Source organism: Microbacterium sp. S1037 (assembly GCF_048381605.1).
Taxonomy (GTDB): Bacteria; Actinomycetota; Actinomycetes; order Actinomycetales; family Microbacteriaceae; genus Microbacterium; species Microbacterium testaceum_B.
In genome coordinates, this window is record NZ_JBLWIG010000001.1 from 336,068 (window position 1) to 349,560 (window position 13,493).

Here is a 13,493-nt window from a genome sequence, read left to right on the forward strand (position 1 = left end):
GGGCGGGTCACCCGCTCTTGCGGCGGAACTCCCGCTTCGTCACGGCGGCGTGCGTCCCGTGCACCGCGGAGTTGCCGTCGAGGTGCGCCTGCCCCGCGCGCTGCTGACCGTTCTTCTTCTCGAGCGCTTCACGGAACTTGCGCTTCATGTCGTCGGAGGGGGTCTCGTCGGTACTCATGTCCCCACCCTAGGCATGCCCCCGACGGCGCGCGAGGCCGTCAGACGTGACGGACCCGCTGCTGCAGGCGCGTGCGGATGTCGAACAGCTCCGTGCCGCCGACCTCTCGCGCGCCCGGGATCCCGCGCCGCAGCAGGGTCGTCAACGCGCTGCGCGTCACCAGCGCAACCGGCGTCCCCCGCACCTTGCCGAGGTCGGTGATCGCATCGAGAACCGCATCGTCGGGCAGCACCACGATCGCCCCGCTGAAGCGCACCCCGGCCGACCGCGCGACGACCCGGGCGCGCGACACGAGCTGCGTCACGGGCGAGCCGATCACGTTCGCGCCCGCGATCTCACCGCGCCGAACACCCACGGGTCCGCCGAAGTCCTCGCTCAGCATCGCGTACAGCCCGCTCGGGCCGAGCACGAGGTGGTCGATCTTCTGCTCGGGGTCGCGCCCGTCACGATCGGCGAACACGTCGTGCCACACGGTGTAGCCCATGCCGAGCTCGGACACGAGCCGCGCCGTCTCCTCCTCGGCGAGCGCATCGGCGAGGATGTGTCGGATCTCCGGCGGCGCGGAGCGCACGAGGGCCGGGTCGTAGGGATCGGCGATGTCGACCCCGCGCCCCACCCACTCGCGGATCAACGTCAGATACCGCTCGCGCCGCCAGCCGCCGGGCTGCCCGTGCGACCGCGCGCGAGGGCGCGTGTCAGCGGGTCGGGAGGGCGTGGATGCCGTCGCCCCGCCGCTCCACTCGCCCGGGGCCGATCCGCGGCCACGGTCGTAGGCCGCGCGAGCCTCGGGCGTTCCGACGAGCTCCCACGCTCGCTGCACCTGCACGAACAGCGCGGCGTCGCCGCCGGTGTCGGGGTGCGTCTCGCGCAGGCGCGCGCGATAGGCGCGACGGAGCGCTTCGTCGTCGACGTCGACCGTCACGCGAAGCACCTCGTAGGCCGAGACCGACATCGGGCTGTCGAACACCTGCGTCATCCGTTCCGCCGCGCGCGTGCGCGGCGTCTCTCAGGCTAACGCGCCGCACCTGTGCACGGCCTCGGGCGCCGCGTGACGCGAGCCGCTCAGCCGCGCTTCTCGTTGCGCCGCGCGTAGGCCGCGGCATCCCGACTCGACAGGGCGAGCAGCACGAGGATGTCGAGCGCGAGCGTCACCAGCGTGGTCCCGACCGTGATCTCGTCACCCACGTTCCACCAGCTCACGAACGCCGCGACGATCGAGATCGTCGACACGATCATCACGATGACCCGCGCCGCATTGCTGCCCCAGAGCAGCAGGATGCCGAACACGAGCTGCACGAGGAACACGACGATGAGCACCCCGATGAAGGTCTCGGTCGACAGGCCGAGATCCTCGATGGTGTCTTCCGCGGGGATGGTGTTGTCACCGTTCGCGAAACCCGCGAAGGCGCGCAGCCACGGCGGCAGCCCGAACAGCACCGCCGCGCCCCACACGGCGCCCGAGAGTGCACGCAGCAGCACGAGCACTCCCCCGGCGACGGTCGCCGCGGGGCGCCGCATCCGCGGGTTGCGCTCCCCCGGAACCGCGAGGGGCTCGAACGCCGCCCGCTTGCGCGGCTGTCGGCGACCGCTCACGGCTCGACCCCGGCGTCGATGGAGCCTCGGGGCACGGCATCCGGAATCCGCACCGCGCGCACGTCGAGGATCGGCAGGTCGCCGTCGGTCGTGATGCTGTCGCCCCCGCCGTTCCGCGAGTGGTACCCGGTCGCGAAGTCGCGGATCACGTCGACCTCCACCCCGGCCACCGCCATGAGGCTGGCGACGATGTGGTCGCGTTCGATGTCGGTGTCGGCGTCGATGCGGTGCGTGACCTGGAGCGTGAAGAGCGAGAGCCCGACCGCACGGTCGAAAGTGCCGGCCGCGAGCCAGTCGACCCGACGTCCGCCCGGCAGCAGCCACCCGTCGGGGCACTGCCAGAAGCGGACGTGATGCCGCTTCGCCGGCGAACCGGCGACCTCCTGCTGGTAGGCGAGGTCCTGCATGCGCCCGAAGAGGAACAGCGGACTCACCGGAGCCGTCGGATAGCTGCGTCGCCGCAGCGTCGACGCGATGATCCGCCACGACGACCTCCAGCCGACGGGGTCGGCGGCGATCCATCCGGCCTCGGCCATCGCGCGCTCGATCTGTTCCCGCTCTCCGAGCACGGCCAGGTTGACCGGGTCGCCGAGCAGCCCGTCCGAGGTGCGCGTGCGCCCCATGAAGTAGTCCGGCACGTAGATCGCCGTGAGGATGCGATGAAGGCGCGGCAGCACCAGATAGGCGAGTAGCGCCCAGAACGCCACCGCCAGCACCACACCCGCCCAGCCGACCTGGAACGCCTGCGTGAAGCTCAGGTACGCGAGCCAGATCGCGGCGAGACCGGCGAACACGAAGAAGAATCCGTCGAGCAGACGCCCGATCGACCATCTTCGTGTCCGGCGGGTCATGGGCGTCTCACCAGAGCGCGAGCGCGGGCTCGAAGGCGAGGGCGGATGCCACGACCTCGGGCGCGAGATCCTCGTGACTCCGTGGCGACCACGTCGGCGATCGGTCCTTGTCGATGAGCTGCGCACGGATGCCCTCGACCAGGTCCGGCTGGGTCTGGGCGAACCACATGACCAGACCGTACTCCTGCGCCAGCGCCGCACGCAGGTCGGGCAGGGTGCGCGCCCGGCGCACGGCCGCCAACGTGACCGCGACAGCGGTCGGTGCCGAGTCGGCCAAGAGCTCGGCCGTCTCGTGGGCCTCGGTCTCGGGACGCGCGCGCAGCCGCTCCAGGATGCCGTGCACGTCGTCCGCCGCGAAGGCGTCGTCGATCCACGGCCTCGCCGCCTCCAGCCGCGAGGGCCCCGCGGTCTCGTCGAACAGCAGCACGAGCTCGGTCGGACTCGCGGGGTCAGCGCGCACCTGGAAGGCGTCGTACAGCGCCGGCAGGTGGGCGGTGGGCACCAGGTGGTCGGCGAATCCCGCGTAGATGGCGTCCGCGGCATCCATCGCCGCTCCCGTGAGACCGAGGTACTCCCCGAGTCGTCCCGGCGCGCGGGAGAGCAGCCACGAACCGCCCACGTCGGGGGTGAAGCCGATGCGGGTCTCGGGCATCGCCAGACGCGAATTCTCGGTGACGATACGGATCGCGGCGTGGCCGGCGAGACCGATACCGCCACCCATGGTCACGCCGTCGGCGATCGCGACGACGGGCTTGGGGTAGGTCGCGATGAGGTGGTCGAGCGCGTACTCCTCGCGGAAGTAGGTGTGCACCTCGTCGACGCGCCCCTCCACCACCAGGCCGTGCAGAGCGCGCACGTCGCCGCCCGCGCAGAAGCCCCGCTCACCCGCACCGTCGAGCAGGATGAGCTCGATGTCGGTGTCGTCCCTCCACCGGTCGAGAGCTGCGGCGACGTCGCGGATCATGCCCAGCCCGAGAGCGTTGATCGCGCGGGGGCGGTTCAGGGTGAGGTGCGCGACGCCGCGGAGGGTTCGCGCCAGGACGGCATCGTCGTCGGATCGCTGAGCGTTCACGCTGCCACGTTACACACGCGCCCGGCTGCCCTCCCGCCCGGCCTGCCGCCCGCCCTCCCGCTCACCCGGAGGTGCGTTTTCGCCCCCGGATCGGGGAAGATGGGCAGAACGCCCGCCGACAGAAAGGGGCCGCATGCCCGAGGGACAGGTGCTCGAACTCGCTGGCCTGACCAAACGGTTCGGCGCGGTGTCAGCCGTGGACTCCCTCGACGCGCGCGTCGAGCCTGGCCTCGTCACCGGCTTCCTGGGGCCGAACGGTGCCGGAAAGACCACGTCGCTGCGCATGCTGCTCGGACTCGTGCGACCCACCTCGGGCACCGCCACGATCGGCGGCAAGCGCTACGCCGACCTCGCCTCGCCCCTGCAGACGGTGGGCGCGGCGCTCGAGGCGTCGAGCTTCCACCCCGGTCGCTCCGCCGCGAACCACCTCAAGGTGTACGCGCGCGCCGCGTCGCTCCCGACGTCGCGCATCGACGAGGTGCTGGGCCTGGTCGGCCTCGCCGACGTCGCCGGACGCCGCGTGGGCGGCTTCTCGCTCGGCATGCGCCAACGCCTGGGCCTCGCGACGGCCCTCCTCGGCGACCCGGGCGTCCTCGTGCTCGACGAGCCCACGAACGGCCTCGACCCCGAGGGCATCCGGTGGATGCGCTCCCTGCTCCGCCACCTCGCCGAAGAGGGACGCACCGTCCTCATCTCGTCGCACCTCCTGGCCGAGGTGCAGCAGACCGTCGACGCGCTGCTGATCATCTCCCACGGCCGCCTGGTCTTCCAGGGCGGGGTCGAAGACCTCGCCGACCCCGACGAGTACGCCACGGTCGTCGACGCCCCGGACCGCGCGGCGCTGTCGGCGCTGCTCGACGAGCGCGGCATCCCGTACCAGTTGCTGCGCAACGGCTTCACGATCCGCCACCTCGAGCCCGTCGAGATCGGCGCCCTCGCCGCCGGCGCCGGCATCGCCCTGTCGCACCTGCAGAGCAAGGGGGCGAGCCTCGAAGACATCTTCCTCGAGCTCGTCAGCGGCGTGCGCGTCCACGCGAGCGCGGGAGGCACGACGGCCGCGGCACCGACCCCCGATCCCGTGCTGCCGGATGCCGCGACGCCGGTCCCGGATGCCGTGACCCCGGCGCCCGCGGCCGAGCCGCTGCCCGCGGCGGCCCCGGTCGACCCCGCGGCGGCGCCCGTCGACGACGTCGCCGCAGCGGAACCGGCACCCTCGACCGACCTGGTCACGATCCCGGCGCCCGCTCGAGAGGCCCGGGTGGAGTCGCCGTCCGAGGAGTCACGGCACGAAGAGCCGAGACCGTCGTACTCGGTGGCATCCACGGGTGTCATCGACGTGGTACCGCCCACCCACGCACAAGACGGAGGCACCGCCCCGGAAGGCGCAGCTACCGACAGCACGGAGGTGTCCCGATGAGCCTCGTCGCCGCCACGCGTTCCGAGTACACGAAGCAGTTCTCCACCGCCGGGTGGTGGGTGCTCGCGATCGTGCTCGTGGTCTACGTCGCCTTCACCGCGGGCGTCCTCGCCCTCGTCTTCGGCGGCGTGGCTTCCGGCCGGCTGACCGGCAACGGCCCCGCGCCGCAGACCGAGGGCCTCGCGGGTCTCGTCTACAGCTCGGCGAGCGGGGTCGGCTACGTCTTCCCGCTGCTCGTGGGCACCCTCATGGTCACCACCGAGTTCCGGCACAAGACGCTCACCCCGACATTCCTCGCCACACCGCGCCGTGGGATCGTCCTCGGGGGGAAGTTCTTCGTCGGCATCGTGGTCGGCCTGCTCTACGGCATCCTCGGATCCGCCGCCGCGATCGCGGCGGGCGCGGGCGTGCTCAGCATCTTCGGCGTCGACGCCGAGCTGGGTTCGTCCGACACCTGGACGCTCGTCGGCCGCATGCTGCTCGCCTTCGCCCTGTGGGCGGTGGTCGGTATCGGCGTCGGAACCGTCGTGCGCAACCAGGTGGCCGCGATCGTCATCGTGCTCGCCGTCACGCTCTTCATCGAGCCGATCGTGCGCACCCTGGGCGGACTGGTGTCGGGCTTCAGCGAGGTCGTGAAGTGGTTCCCGAGCGCCGCGAGCGACGCCCTCGTGGGCAAGACGATCTTCGGCGCCATGTCGTCCGGCGGCTCCGGATCCCTCGACTGGTGGATCGGCGGCCTCGTGCTCCTGGCCTACGCGGTCGTGTTCCTCGTGATCGGCCTGTTCACGACCTGGCGTCGCGACGTCGACTGACCCGGCGCACAGCGCATTTGGCGCGGCTTCCCGCGTCGGCGAGAATCAACCGTGCTCGATGGACCGGTGATCGCCGAGTGGCTTCCCGTCCCGGTGGCCGCCCTCGTCGTCCTGCTGATCGCCGCGGGCGTGGCCGGATGGGTCGACGCTGTCGTGGGCGGCGGCGGACTGATCCAGCTGCCGGCCCTCGTCATCGCGGTGCCGAAAGACGTCGCGACCCCGTTCATCCTCGGCACGAACAAGCTGTCGTCGTTCTTCGGCACCCTCTCGGCGAGCTGGGTGTACCTGCGCAAGATCAGGGTGCAGCTCGTGCTGCTGATCCCCCTCGTCGTGGGCGCCTACGCCGGGTCCACGCTCGGCGCGGCGCTGTCACGATACGTCCCGCGTGAGGTCCTCACCCCGATCGTCCTCGTCGCCGTCATCGCCGTGGCGCTCTACACGCTCCTGAAGCCCAGAATGGGCCTCGAGCACGAGCCCCGTCACGACCGCGCCGCGGCCGTCGCGTGGCGTGCCGGCGCGATCGGTCTCGTGGTCGGCTTCTACGACGGCATCCTGGGTCCGGGCACAGGGTCGTTCTTCGTGATCCTCATCGTCGGCGTGCTGGGCTACGGCTTCCTGCAGGCGAGCGTCAACGCCAAGATCGCCAACCTCACCACCAACCTCGCGGCCCTCGCGGTGTACGGCGTGCACGGCGAGATCCTGCTGGTCCTCGGCCTCGCGATGGCCGCGATGAACGTCACGGGCGGGTTCATCGGCGCGCACATGGCGACCCGCCGCGGCAGTGGCTTCGTGCGGATCGTGTTCCTCGTGACGCTGTCGATCCTCATCGTGAAGCTCGCGTGGGACACGGTGGTCCAGTTCACGTCCTGAGCGCGTTGCCCTGCCGCTCGCCCTCACCCTCGCTGACTGTCCAAGAAACCCGGACGTCTCAGAAAATCGTCCGTGTGTTTTGGACACTCAACCCGCTGGCGACGCACGGGAGCGAGCGGAACCCGCGAGATCTCAGGCGACGATGTCGGCCACGTCTTCGGGTTCGGATGCCACGTCAAGACGCAGCGCCTTGAGCAGGGCCACGCCGTGCTTGGTGGTGAGGACGAGCCGCTCGAACTCGTCGTGACCCGTCAGGTCGACCACCACGCTGGGCTTGCGGCCCCGGATGATGACGAAGTCGTTGCCGCCCGCCGACTTCCACGTACCCGCGCCCACGGCGACGGGAAGGTTGATGCCCGGGTTCGGCACGCCGCGGAGCCACGTCCACGCGTCGTCGGTCAACTGCACGCGATCGATGTGCTCGCGCGGCACCACGATGTTGTTCTTGCGGAACGAGAGCGCGCGCTCGGTCGGCGACAGCACGACTTCGAGCTGCGTCGAGTCGAGCAGCAGGGTCACCATGGCATCCATCCTGCCAGCCCTCCCCGGGGGCGACGGAGCCACGACCTTACGAGAGCGCAACGATCGTGTTTCCGGTCGCGCATCCGGGTCGGCGCCGTTCCCGGCCCGGATGTCGGAGGCGAGGGATAGCCTGGAGCGATGAGTACGGGCAGTGTTGCGCCGCGAGTCGCACCGGCCCGAGGCACATCGATCGACGATCTCCTCGCGCGGGTCCAGGGCGGTCACCGCCCCGACGTCGATGAGACCGAACAGCTGTTGCACGCCCCTCTCGACGCGTTGTTCGGCGTCGCCGGAGCACTTCGCGACGACGGCCTGGCGCTCGCCGGGCGCCCCGGGGTGCTGACGTACTCACGCAAGGTGTTCGTCCCGCTCACGACGCTCTGCCGCGACCGGTGCCACTACTGCGTCTTCGTCGACACCCCCGGCCAGCTGAACCTGCTGCGCAAGCCCACGTACATGAGCCCCGAGCAGGTGCTCACGGTCGTGCGACAGGGGCAGGCGCTCGGCTGCAAAGAGGCGCTCCTCACCCTCGGCGACCGCCCCGAGGAACGCTGGCCCGAAGCCCGCGCCTGGCTCGACGAGCACGGCTTCGCGTCCACGATCGACTACGTGGCCCACATCGCGCGGCTCATCACCGCCGAGACGGGCATGCTCGTGCACGCCAACCCCGGCGTCATGCACCCCGACGAGCTGTCGACGCTGCGTCCGGTGTCACCGTCGATGGGCATGATGCTCGAGACCACGTCGCGCCGCCTCTACGAGGAGCCCGGGCAGGTGCACTACGGCTCGCCCGACAAGGACCCCGACCTGCGTCTGCGCGTGATCGACGACGCGGGGGCCGCCGGCATCCCGTTCACGACGGGCATCCTCGTCGGCATCGGAGAGGCGGTGCGTGACCGCGCCGAGTCGCTCATCGCCCTGCGCGACCTCGACGACCGGCACGGCCACGTGCAAGAGGTGATCGTGCAGAACTTCCGCGCGAAGCCGCGCACCGCCATGCAGGGCGCCCCGGATGCCGACATGCACGAGTACCTCGCCACGGTCGCCGTCGCGCGACTCGTGTTCGGACCCGACATGCGCATCCAGGTGCCGCCGAATCTGTCCGACCCGCGCGAGCTCGGCGCCCTGATCGCGGCGGGCATCGACGACTGGGGCGGGGTCTCGCCGCTCACGGCCGACCACGTCAACCCCGAGCGTCCCTGGCCGCAGATCGACGATCTCGCAGCGCAGACCGCCGCCCACGGCTACACGCTGCGCGAACGCCTCACCGCGCATCCCGAGTTCGTCCAGGATGCCGCGCACTGGATCGACCCGGCCCTTCACGCGCCCGTGCGGGCCCTGGCGGACGCCGTGGGGCTCGCGGCCGACGTGATCCCGCGCGCGGTGCCGGTGGTCCCGCGCGCGGTGCCGGAGGGAGGATCAGGGACGAGCGGAGGACCCGACGCCGACCTCCCGTCCTCCGCTCGTCCCTCGTCCTCCGCTCACCACGCCGCGAGCTCCGGCACCACGAGCTCCAGCACCACGAGCTCCGGCGCCGCGAGCTCCGACGCCGCGAGCTCCGACCCCGGCGTGAAGCGCCTCGCCGAGCGGGCGGCATCCGACCCTCTCGCCCTCGACGACGCGGACTGGACCCGCCTGCTGCGCACCACCGGGGCCGAGCTCGACACCCTCGCCGCGACCGCCGACGACGCCCGTCGCTACACCGTGGGCGAGCCGATCACGCTCGTGCAGAACCGCAACCTCACCTCGACGGGGTTCCGGCGCGCAGGTCGCGCGGCGGCGGGCGAGTTCGATCTCGACGACGCGGCGGCCATCGCCGCCGACGCCGCCGACCTCGGCGCGACCGAAATCTGCATCCAGGGCTCGCTGCGCCCCGACGAAGACCCCTCGGGCTACCTCGACCTCGTGCGCGCCGCGAAGCGCGGGGCTCCCGGCATCCATGTGCACGCCTATCGCCCGGCCGACGTCCGCGACCTCGCCGATCGCGGCGGACTCGGGCTCGACGGCGCTCTCGCCGCGATGCGCGAAGCGGGCGTCGACACCGTTCCGGGGACGGGCGTGAAGATCCTCAGCGAGCGCGTGCGCGCCCTCGTCGCGCCCGGCGACCTCGACATCGACCGCTGGGTCGAGGGGATCACCGCCGCGCACCGCGCCGGGTTCCGCTCGACCTCGGTGCTGTTCTACGGCCACGTCGAAACGGCCGAAGAGCGCATCGCGCACCTGCGGCGCCTGCGCGAGATCCAGACCGAGACGCGCGGTTTCGCCGAGTTCGTGCCCATCCCGCTTCTCGGGGGCGATGTTCCGCTCGTGGCGGGGCGTGCCCCGGTCGACGAGCACCGCGCAATGGTCGCCGTGTCGCGGCTGCTGCTCTCGGGCAGCATCGCGCACGTGCAGATTCCGTGGACACGCGTCGGCCGCGACACCGCAGCCGTGCTGCTGCGTTCCGGCGGAGACGACCTCGGCGGGACGCTCTACGACGGGCGCGTGCTCCCCGACACGGGCATCGAGCAGGGGCTCGAGCTGCCGGTCGCCGCGGCCGAGCGCCTCGCCCGCAGCCTCATGCGGCCCTTCCGGCAGCGGACGACCGACTACCGGGTGGCACCCGCGTGACCTCGCTCGAGCGCATCGTCGACGTCGCGATCGTCGGCGCCGGATTCGCCGGCCTCGCCATGGCGGGGGCCCTGCGTCGAGCCGGCCGCGACGACTTCGTCGTGCTCGAGCGCGCCGACGACGTCGGCGGCACCTGGCGCGACAACACCTACCCCGGCGTCGCGTGCGACGTGCCCGCGCACCTCTACAGCCTCGCCGCGCACCCGAACCCGCACTGGTCGCGGACGTTCGCCCCGGGCGGTGAGATCCAGACGTACCTGCGCGACGTCGCGGCGCGCGAGCGACTCAGCGACCGTCTGCGCGTGCGCACACCGATGCTCGGAGCGGAGTGGGATGCCGCGGACGCGGTGTGGCGCATCGACACCGGCGCCGACCCGCTCGTCGCCCGCTCCCTCGTCCTCGCGTGCGGCCGCCTGACCGAGCCGCACGTCCCCGCGATCGACGGACTCGAGTCGTTCGACGGTCCCCTGTTCCACTCCGCCCGGTGGGACCACGACGTCGACCTCACCGGCAAGCGGGTCGCCGTCGTCGGCACCGGCGCCAGCGCGGTGCAGCTCGTCCCCGAACTCGCCCGCTGCGCCGCGCACGTGACGCTGTTCCAGCGCACCCCCGCGTGGATCGTCCCGCGCGGCGGCGGCGAGATCCCCCGCGACGACCGCGAGCGTCTCGCCGAGAACCCCGGCGACCTCGCTCGCCTGCGCGCCGAGCTCTACGCCGAGGGAGAAGAACGCTTCGCGTCGCGCTCGGGCGACGCCGCGGCATCCGCCGCCGCCCGCGCGATGGCGCTCGCCCACCTGCACGCCCAGGTGTCCGATCCCGCGCTGCGCGAGGCCCTGACACCGGACTACGCCTTCGGGTGCAAGCGCGTGCTCCTGTCCGACGCGTTCTACCCCGCGGTGGCGTCGGATGCCGTGACCCTCGAGCCCACCGCGCTCATGGCGGTCGACGGGTCCACGCTCACCGCCGCGAGCGGCGAGCGGTATGAGGCCGACATCCTCGTCCTCGCGACGGGCTTCGCCTCGACCGAGCAGCCCTACGCCGACCTCGTTCGCGCGGACGACACCACCCTCGCCGACCACTGGTCGGAGGGCATGACCTCGTTCGGATCGACGGTCGTCGCGGGCTTCCCGAATCTCTTCGTGCTGAACGGTCCCAACGCGAGCCTCGGCCACAACTCCGCGGTCCTCATGGCCGAAGAGCAGGCGTCCTACGTCGTGCGTGCGCTTGCCGAACGCGACCGCCGCCCCGACCGGACCCTGCGCGTCCGCCCCGAGGCCGAAGCGGCGTACACGGACGAGATCGCCGCGGCCGCGGCATCCACCCCCTGGCTGACCGGCGGATGCCGCAACTGGTACGTGGATCACCGGTCCGGGCGGTTGACCCTGCTGTGGCCGGGTACGGTTCAGGCCTTCCACGAGCGCCTCGTCGGCACCGACGGGTCGGAGTTCCTCCCGTCCGTCGACGTCCCGGTGACCCAGCCCACCGAAGCGACCCCCACCCATCCCCGCCCCTAGGAGAGTTCATGAGCGTTCCCCTGCGATTCGGATACAAGGCCTCGAGCGAACAGTTCGGGCCCAACGAGCTCCTCGACTTCGGCGTCCTGGCCGAGGAGATGGGGTTCGACTCGGTCTTCCTCTCCGACCACCTGCAGCCGTGGATGCACGACGGCGGGCACGCCCCCAACGCCCTTCCGTGGCTCGGCGCGCTCGGTGCGCGCACCGAGCGCGTGATCATCGGCACGAGCGTGCTCACGCCCACGTTCCGCTACCACCCCGGCGTCATCGCCCAGGTCTTCGCGACCCTGGGCGTGATGTACCCCGGCCGTGTCGTGCTCGGCGTGGGCACGGGCGAAGCGCTCAACGAGGTGACGCTCGGGCTCGAGTGGCCCGAGGCGCCCGAGCGCTTCCAGCGCTTGAAAGAAGCCATCACGATCATCAACGAGCTGTGGGCCGGCGAGCGGGTCACCTACGAGGGCACCTACTACTCGGTGAAGGATGCCACGATCTACGACCGCCCCGAGCAGAAGGTGCCGATCTACATCGGCGCTTCGGGGCCGGCGGCCACGCGCCTGGCCGGCCGCATCGCCGAGGGCTACATCACGACCAGCGGCAAAGACCCCGAGCTCTACACCGAGAAGCTCCTGCCTGCGCTCGACGACGGCCTGTCCAAGGCCGGCCGCACCCGCGACGACGTCGACACCCTGCTCGAGGTGAAGGTCTCGTACCACCCCGACTACGACACCGCCCTGGAGAAGACCCGCTTCTGGGCGCCGCTCGCCCTCACGGCGGAAGAGAAGATGAGCGTGCACGACCCCCTCGAGATGCAGCGCCTCGCGAACGAGTTGCCGATCGAGCGGGCGGCATCCCGCTTCATCGTCTCCACCGACCCCGACGAGCACGTCGAGCGCATCGCGCAGTACGTCGACCTGGGCTTCCGTCACCTCGTGTTCCACGACCCCGGCCACGACCAGGAGGAGTTCCTGCGCACCTACGGCGAGGAGATCCTGCCGCGCCTGCGCAAGCGCTTCGCCTGAGGCGGGTCGCGCGCACCGGAATCGGAGCGTTGCGCAGGAATCGGACCGACGAGATCCCGGCATCCGATTCCGGTACGTCGCTCCGATTCCGCGCACGCTCGCCGACCACACCCCGGGGACCACGCGCCGACGCCGAGGCGACGACTCGGGTGGCTGCCCGCGCACGGCGGGAATCGCAGCACGAATCACCGGCGCACCGCTACCCCCGTCCGCGGATGTCCGACCTTCGGCACACAATGGATCCGATGAGCACTCCTGAGATCCACGACGGCTGGACCGTCGTCGTGCCGGTCAAGCCCGCCGCCCTGGGCAAGACGCGGCTGACCGCCGTGACGGCGGACCGCGAGGCCCTGGCTCGCGCGATCGCGCTCGACACGATCGCCGCGGTCGCGGCCACGGCCCGCGTCCGGCGCGTGCTCGTGGTGACCGACGACGCCGAGGTGCGTACTCAGGTCGCGCAGTGGCCCGCGGTCGACGTCCTGGCCGAGGGCGAGGTCCGCGGACTCGACGCGGCGATCGCCACCGGCGCCGACGCCGCGGGGGTGAGCGCTCCGCGCGCGGCCCTCCTGGGCGACCTGCCGGCGCTCACGTCGCGCGATCTCGATGCCGCGCTGATGCTCGCGAGCGAGGTCGAACGGGGCCTGGTCCCGGATGCCGAGGGCACCGGCTCCACCCTCGTCACCGCCCGTCCCGGTGCGGTGTGGGTCTCCGCCTTCGGTGCCGATTCCGCGGCACGCCACCGGCTTCTGGGCTGCACCGACCTCACGGTCCCGCGGGAGTCGACGCTCCGCCGCGACGTCGACACCGCGGCGCAGCTCGCGCAGGCGGTCGCCCTCGGCGTCGGCCCGCGCACCGCGGCCGTCCTGGCCTCCGCCGCGGCCTGACGCGCGGCATCCCCCTCCGCCGGACCCGGCCCGGACACGCAAGACCCGCTCGCCCTGCCGCAGATTCGGAGATGCGCAACGGATCCGGATGAGATCGCCCTCGGCATCCGAATCCGCGGCTCATCTCCGATTCTGCGCGCGTAGCTGAGGC

The 13,493-nt window shown here is 71.8% G+C and carries 13 protein-coding genes; 7 read left to right on the forward strand and 6 right to left on the reverse strand.

The window, feature by feature from the left end; genetic code table 11:
- Positions 1 to 7: 7 nt before the first annotated feature.
- The 5 genes from ACMW4R_RS01415 to ACMW4R_RS01435 form a co-directional block, all read right to left on the reverse strand.
- Positions 8 to 178, reverse strand: a complete 171-nt coding sequence (locus ACMW4R_RS01415; RefSeq protein ID WP_193753669.1) for a DUF5302 domain-containing protein — start codon at positions 176 to 178, stop codon at positions 8 to 10.
- Between the two features lie 40 nt (positions 179 to 218).
- Positions 219 to 1,145, reverse strand: a complete 927-nt coding sequence (locus ACMW4R_RS01420) for a DnaJ domain-containing protein (protein ID WP_418299879.1) — start codon at positions 1,143 to 1,145, stop codon at positions 219 to 221.
- Positions 1,146 to 1,240: 95 nt separating this feature from the next.
- Positions 1,241 to 1,771 (reverse strand): hypothetical protein, encoded by a 531-nt coding sequence (locus ACMW4R_RS01425; protein WP_058595461.1) that lies wholly within the window; start codon positions 1,769 to 1,771, stop codon positions 1,241 to 1,243.
- The gene (locus ACMW4R_RS01430) at positions 1,768 to 2,622 is read right to left on the reverse strand and encodes an LssY C-terminal domain-containing protein (protein WP_058595462.1); all 855 of its coding nucleotides are present in this window, start codon (positions 2,620 to 2,622) and stop codon (positions 1,768 to 1,770) included. The genes ACMW4R_RS01425 and ACMW4R_RS01430 overlap by 4 nt, the downstream gene beginning before the upstream one ends.
- A gap of 7 nt (positions 2,623 to 2,629) precedes the next feature.
- Positions 2,630 to 3,694 (reverse strand): enoyl-CoA hydratase/isomerase family protein, encoded by a 1,065-nt coding sequence (locus tag ACMW4R_RS01435; RefSeq protein WP_418298939.1) that lies wholly within the window; start codon positions 3,692 to 3,694, stop codon positions 2,630 to 2,632.
- A 133-nt stretch (positions 3,695 to 3,827) separates the two neighbouring features.
- Here ACMW4R_RS01435 and ACMW4R_RS01440 point away from each other — a divergent pair, with 133 nt between their 5' ends.
- The 3 genes from ACMW4R_RS01440 to ACMW4R_RS01450 are packed head-to-tail and all read left to right on the forward strand — an operon-like array spanning position 3,828 to position 6,793.
- Positions 3,828 to 5,111 (forward strand): ABC transporter ATP-binding protein, encoded by a 1,284-nt coding sequence (locus tag ACMW4R_RS01440; RefSeq protein ID WP_418298940.1) that lies wholly within the window; start codon positions 3,828 to 3,830, stop codon positions 5,109 to 5,111.
- Positions 5,108 to 5,923, forward strand: a complete 816-nt coding sequence (locus ACMW4R_RS01445) for an ABC transporter permease (RefSeq protein ID WP_418298941.1) — start codon at positions 5,108 to 5,110, stop codon at positions 5,921 to 5,923. Before ACMW4R_RS01440 ends, ACMW4R_RS01445 begins: the two co-directional genes overlap by 4 nt.
- 51 nt (positions 5,924 to 5,974) lie before the next feature.
- The gene (locus ACMW4R_RS01450; protein ID WP_418298942.1) at positions 5,975 to 6,793 is read left to right on the forward strand and encodes a sulfite exporter TauE/SafE family protein; all 819 of its coding nucleotides are present in this window, start codon (positions 5,975 to 5,977) and stop codon (positions 6,791 to 6,793) included.
- 132 nt (positions 6,794 to 6,925) lie between these two features.
- Here ACMW4R_RS01450 and ACMW4R_RS01455 read toward each other — a convergent pair whose 3' ends face one another.
- Entirely contained in the window at positions 6,926 to 7,324 is a 399-nt protein-coding gene (locus ACMW4R_RS01455; protein WP_241492219.1) for a hypothetical protein, read from the reverse strand.
- Between the two features lie 129 nt (positions 7,325 to 7,453).
- Here ACMW4R_RS01455 and cofG point away from each other — a divergent pair, with 129 nt between their 5' ends.
- The 4 genes from cofG (at position 7,454) to cofC (ending at position 13,342) form a co-directional block, all read left to right on the forward strand.
- Positions 7,454 to 9,925 (forward strand): 7,8-didemethyl-8-hydroxy-5-deazariboflavin synthase CofG, encoded by a 2,472-nt coding sequence (gene cofG / locus ACMW4R_RS01460; protein WP_418298943.1) that lies wholly within the window; start codon positions 7,454 to 7,456, stop codon positions 9,923 to 9,925.
- Positions 9,922 to 11,439 (forward strand): flavin-containing monooxygenase, encoded by a 1,518-nt coding sequence (locus tag ACMW4R_RS01465; protein ID WP_418298944.1) that lies wholly within the window; start codon positions 9,922 to 9,924, stop codon positions 11,437 to 11,439. Before cofG ends, ACMW4R_RS01465 begins: the two co-directional genes overlap by 4 nt.
- Positions 11,440 to 11,447: 8 nt before the next feature.
- On the forward strand, positions 11,448 to 12,458 hold the full coding sequence (fgd, locus tag ACMW4R_RS01470) for a glucose-6-phosphate dehydrogenase (coenzyme-F420) (RefSeq protein WP_418298945.1): 1,011 nt from the start codon (positions 11,448 to 11,450) through the stop codon (positions 12,456 to 12,458).
- A gap of 245 nt (positions 12,459 to 12,703) precedes the next feature.
- Positions 12,704 to 13,342, forward strand: a complete 639-nt coding sequence (gene cofC, locus ACMW4R_RS01475; RefSeq protein ID WP_418298946.1) for a 2-phospho-L-lactate guanylyltransferase — start codon at positions 12,704 to 12,706, stop codon at positions 13,340 to 13,342.
- Positions 13,343 to 13,493 lie beyond the last annotated feature (151 nt).

Bases quoted from the DNA above. Each gene is read 5' to 3' on its own strand.
- cofG (WP_418298943.1), top strand. From the start codon at position 7,454: ATGAGTACGGGCAGTGTTGCGCCGCGAGTCGCACCGGCCCGAGGCACA.
- ACMW4R_RS01430 (WP_058595462.1), bottom strand. From the start codon at position 2,622: ATGACCCGCCGGACACGAAGATGGTCGATCGGGCGTCTGCTCGACGGA.
- cofC (WP_418298946.1), top strand. From the start codon at position 12,704: ATGAGCACTCCTGAGATCCACGACGGCTGGACCGTCGTCGTGCCGGTC.
- ACMW4R_RS01440 (WP_418298940.1), top strand. From the start codon at position 3,828: ATGCCCGAGGGACAGGTGCTCGAACTCGCTGGCCTGACCAAACGGTTC.
- fgd (WP_418298945.1), top strand. From the start codon at position 11,448: ATGAGCGTTCCCCTGCGATTCGGATACAAGGCCTCGAGCGAACAGTTC.
- ACMW4R_RS01445 (WP_418298941.1), top strand. From the start codon at position 5,108: ATGAGCCTCGTCGCCGCCACGCGTTCCGAGTACACGAAGCAGTTCTCC.
- ACMW4R_RS01415 (WP_193753669.1), bottom strand. From the start codon at position 178: ATGAGTACCGACGAGACCCCCTCCGACGACATGAAGCGCAAGTTCCGT.
- ACMW4R_RS01455 (WP_241492219.1), bottom strand. From the start codon at position 7,324: ATGGATGCCATGGTGACCCTGCTGCTCGACTCGACGCAGCTCGAAGTC.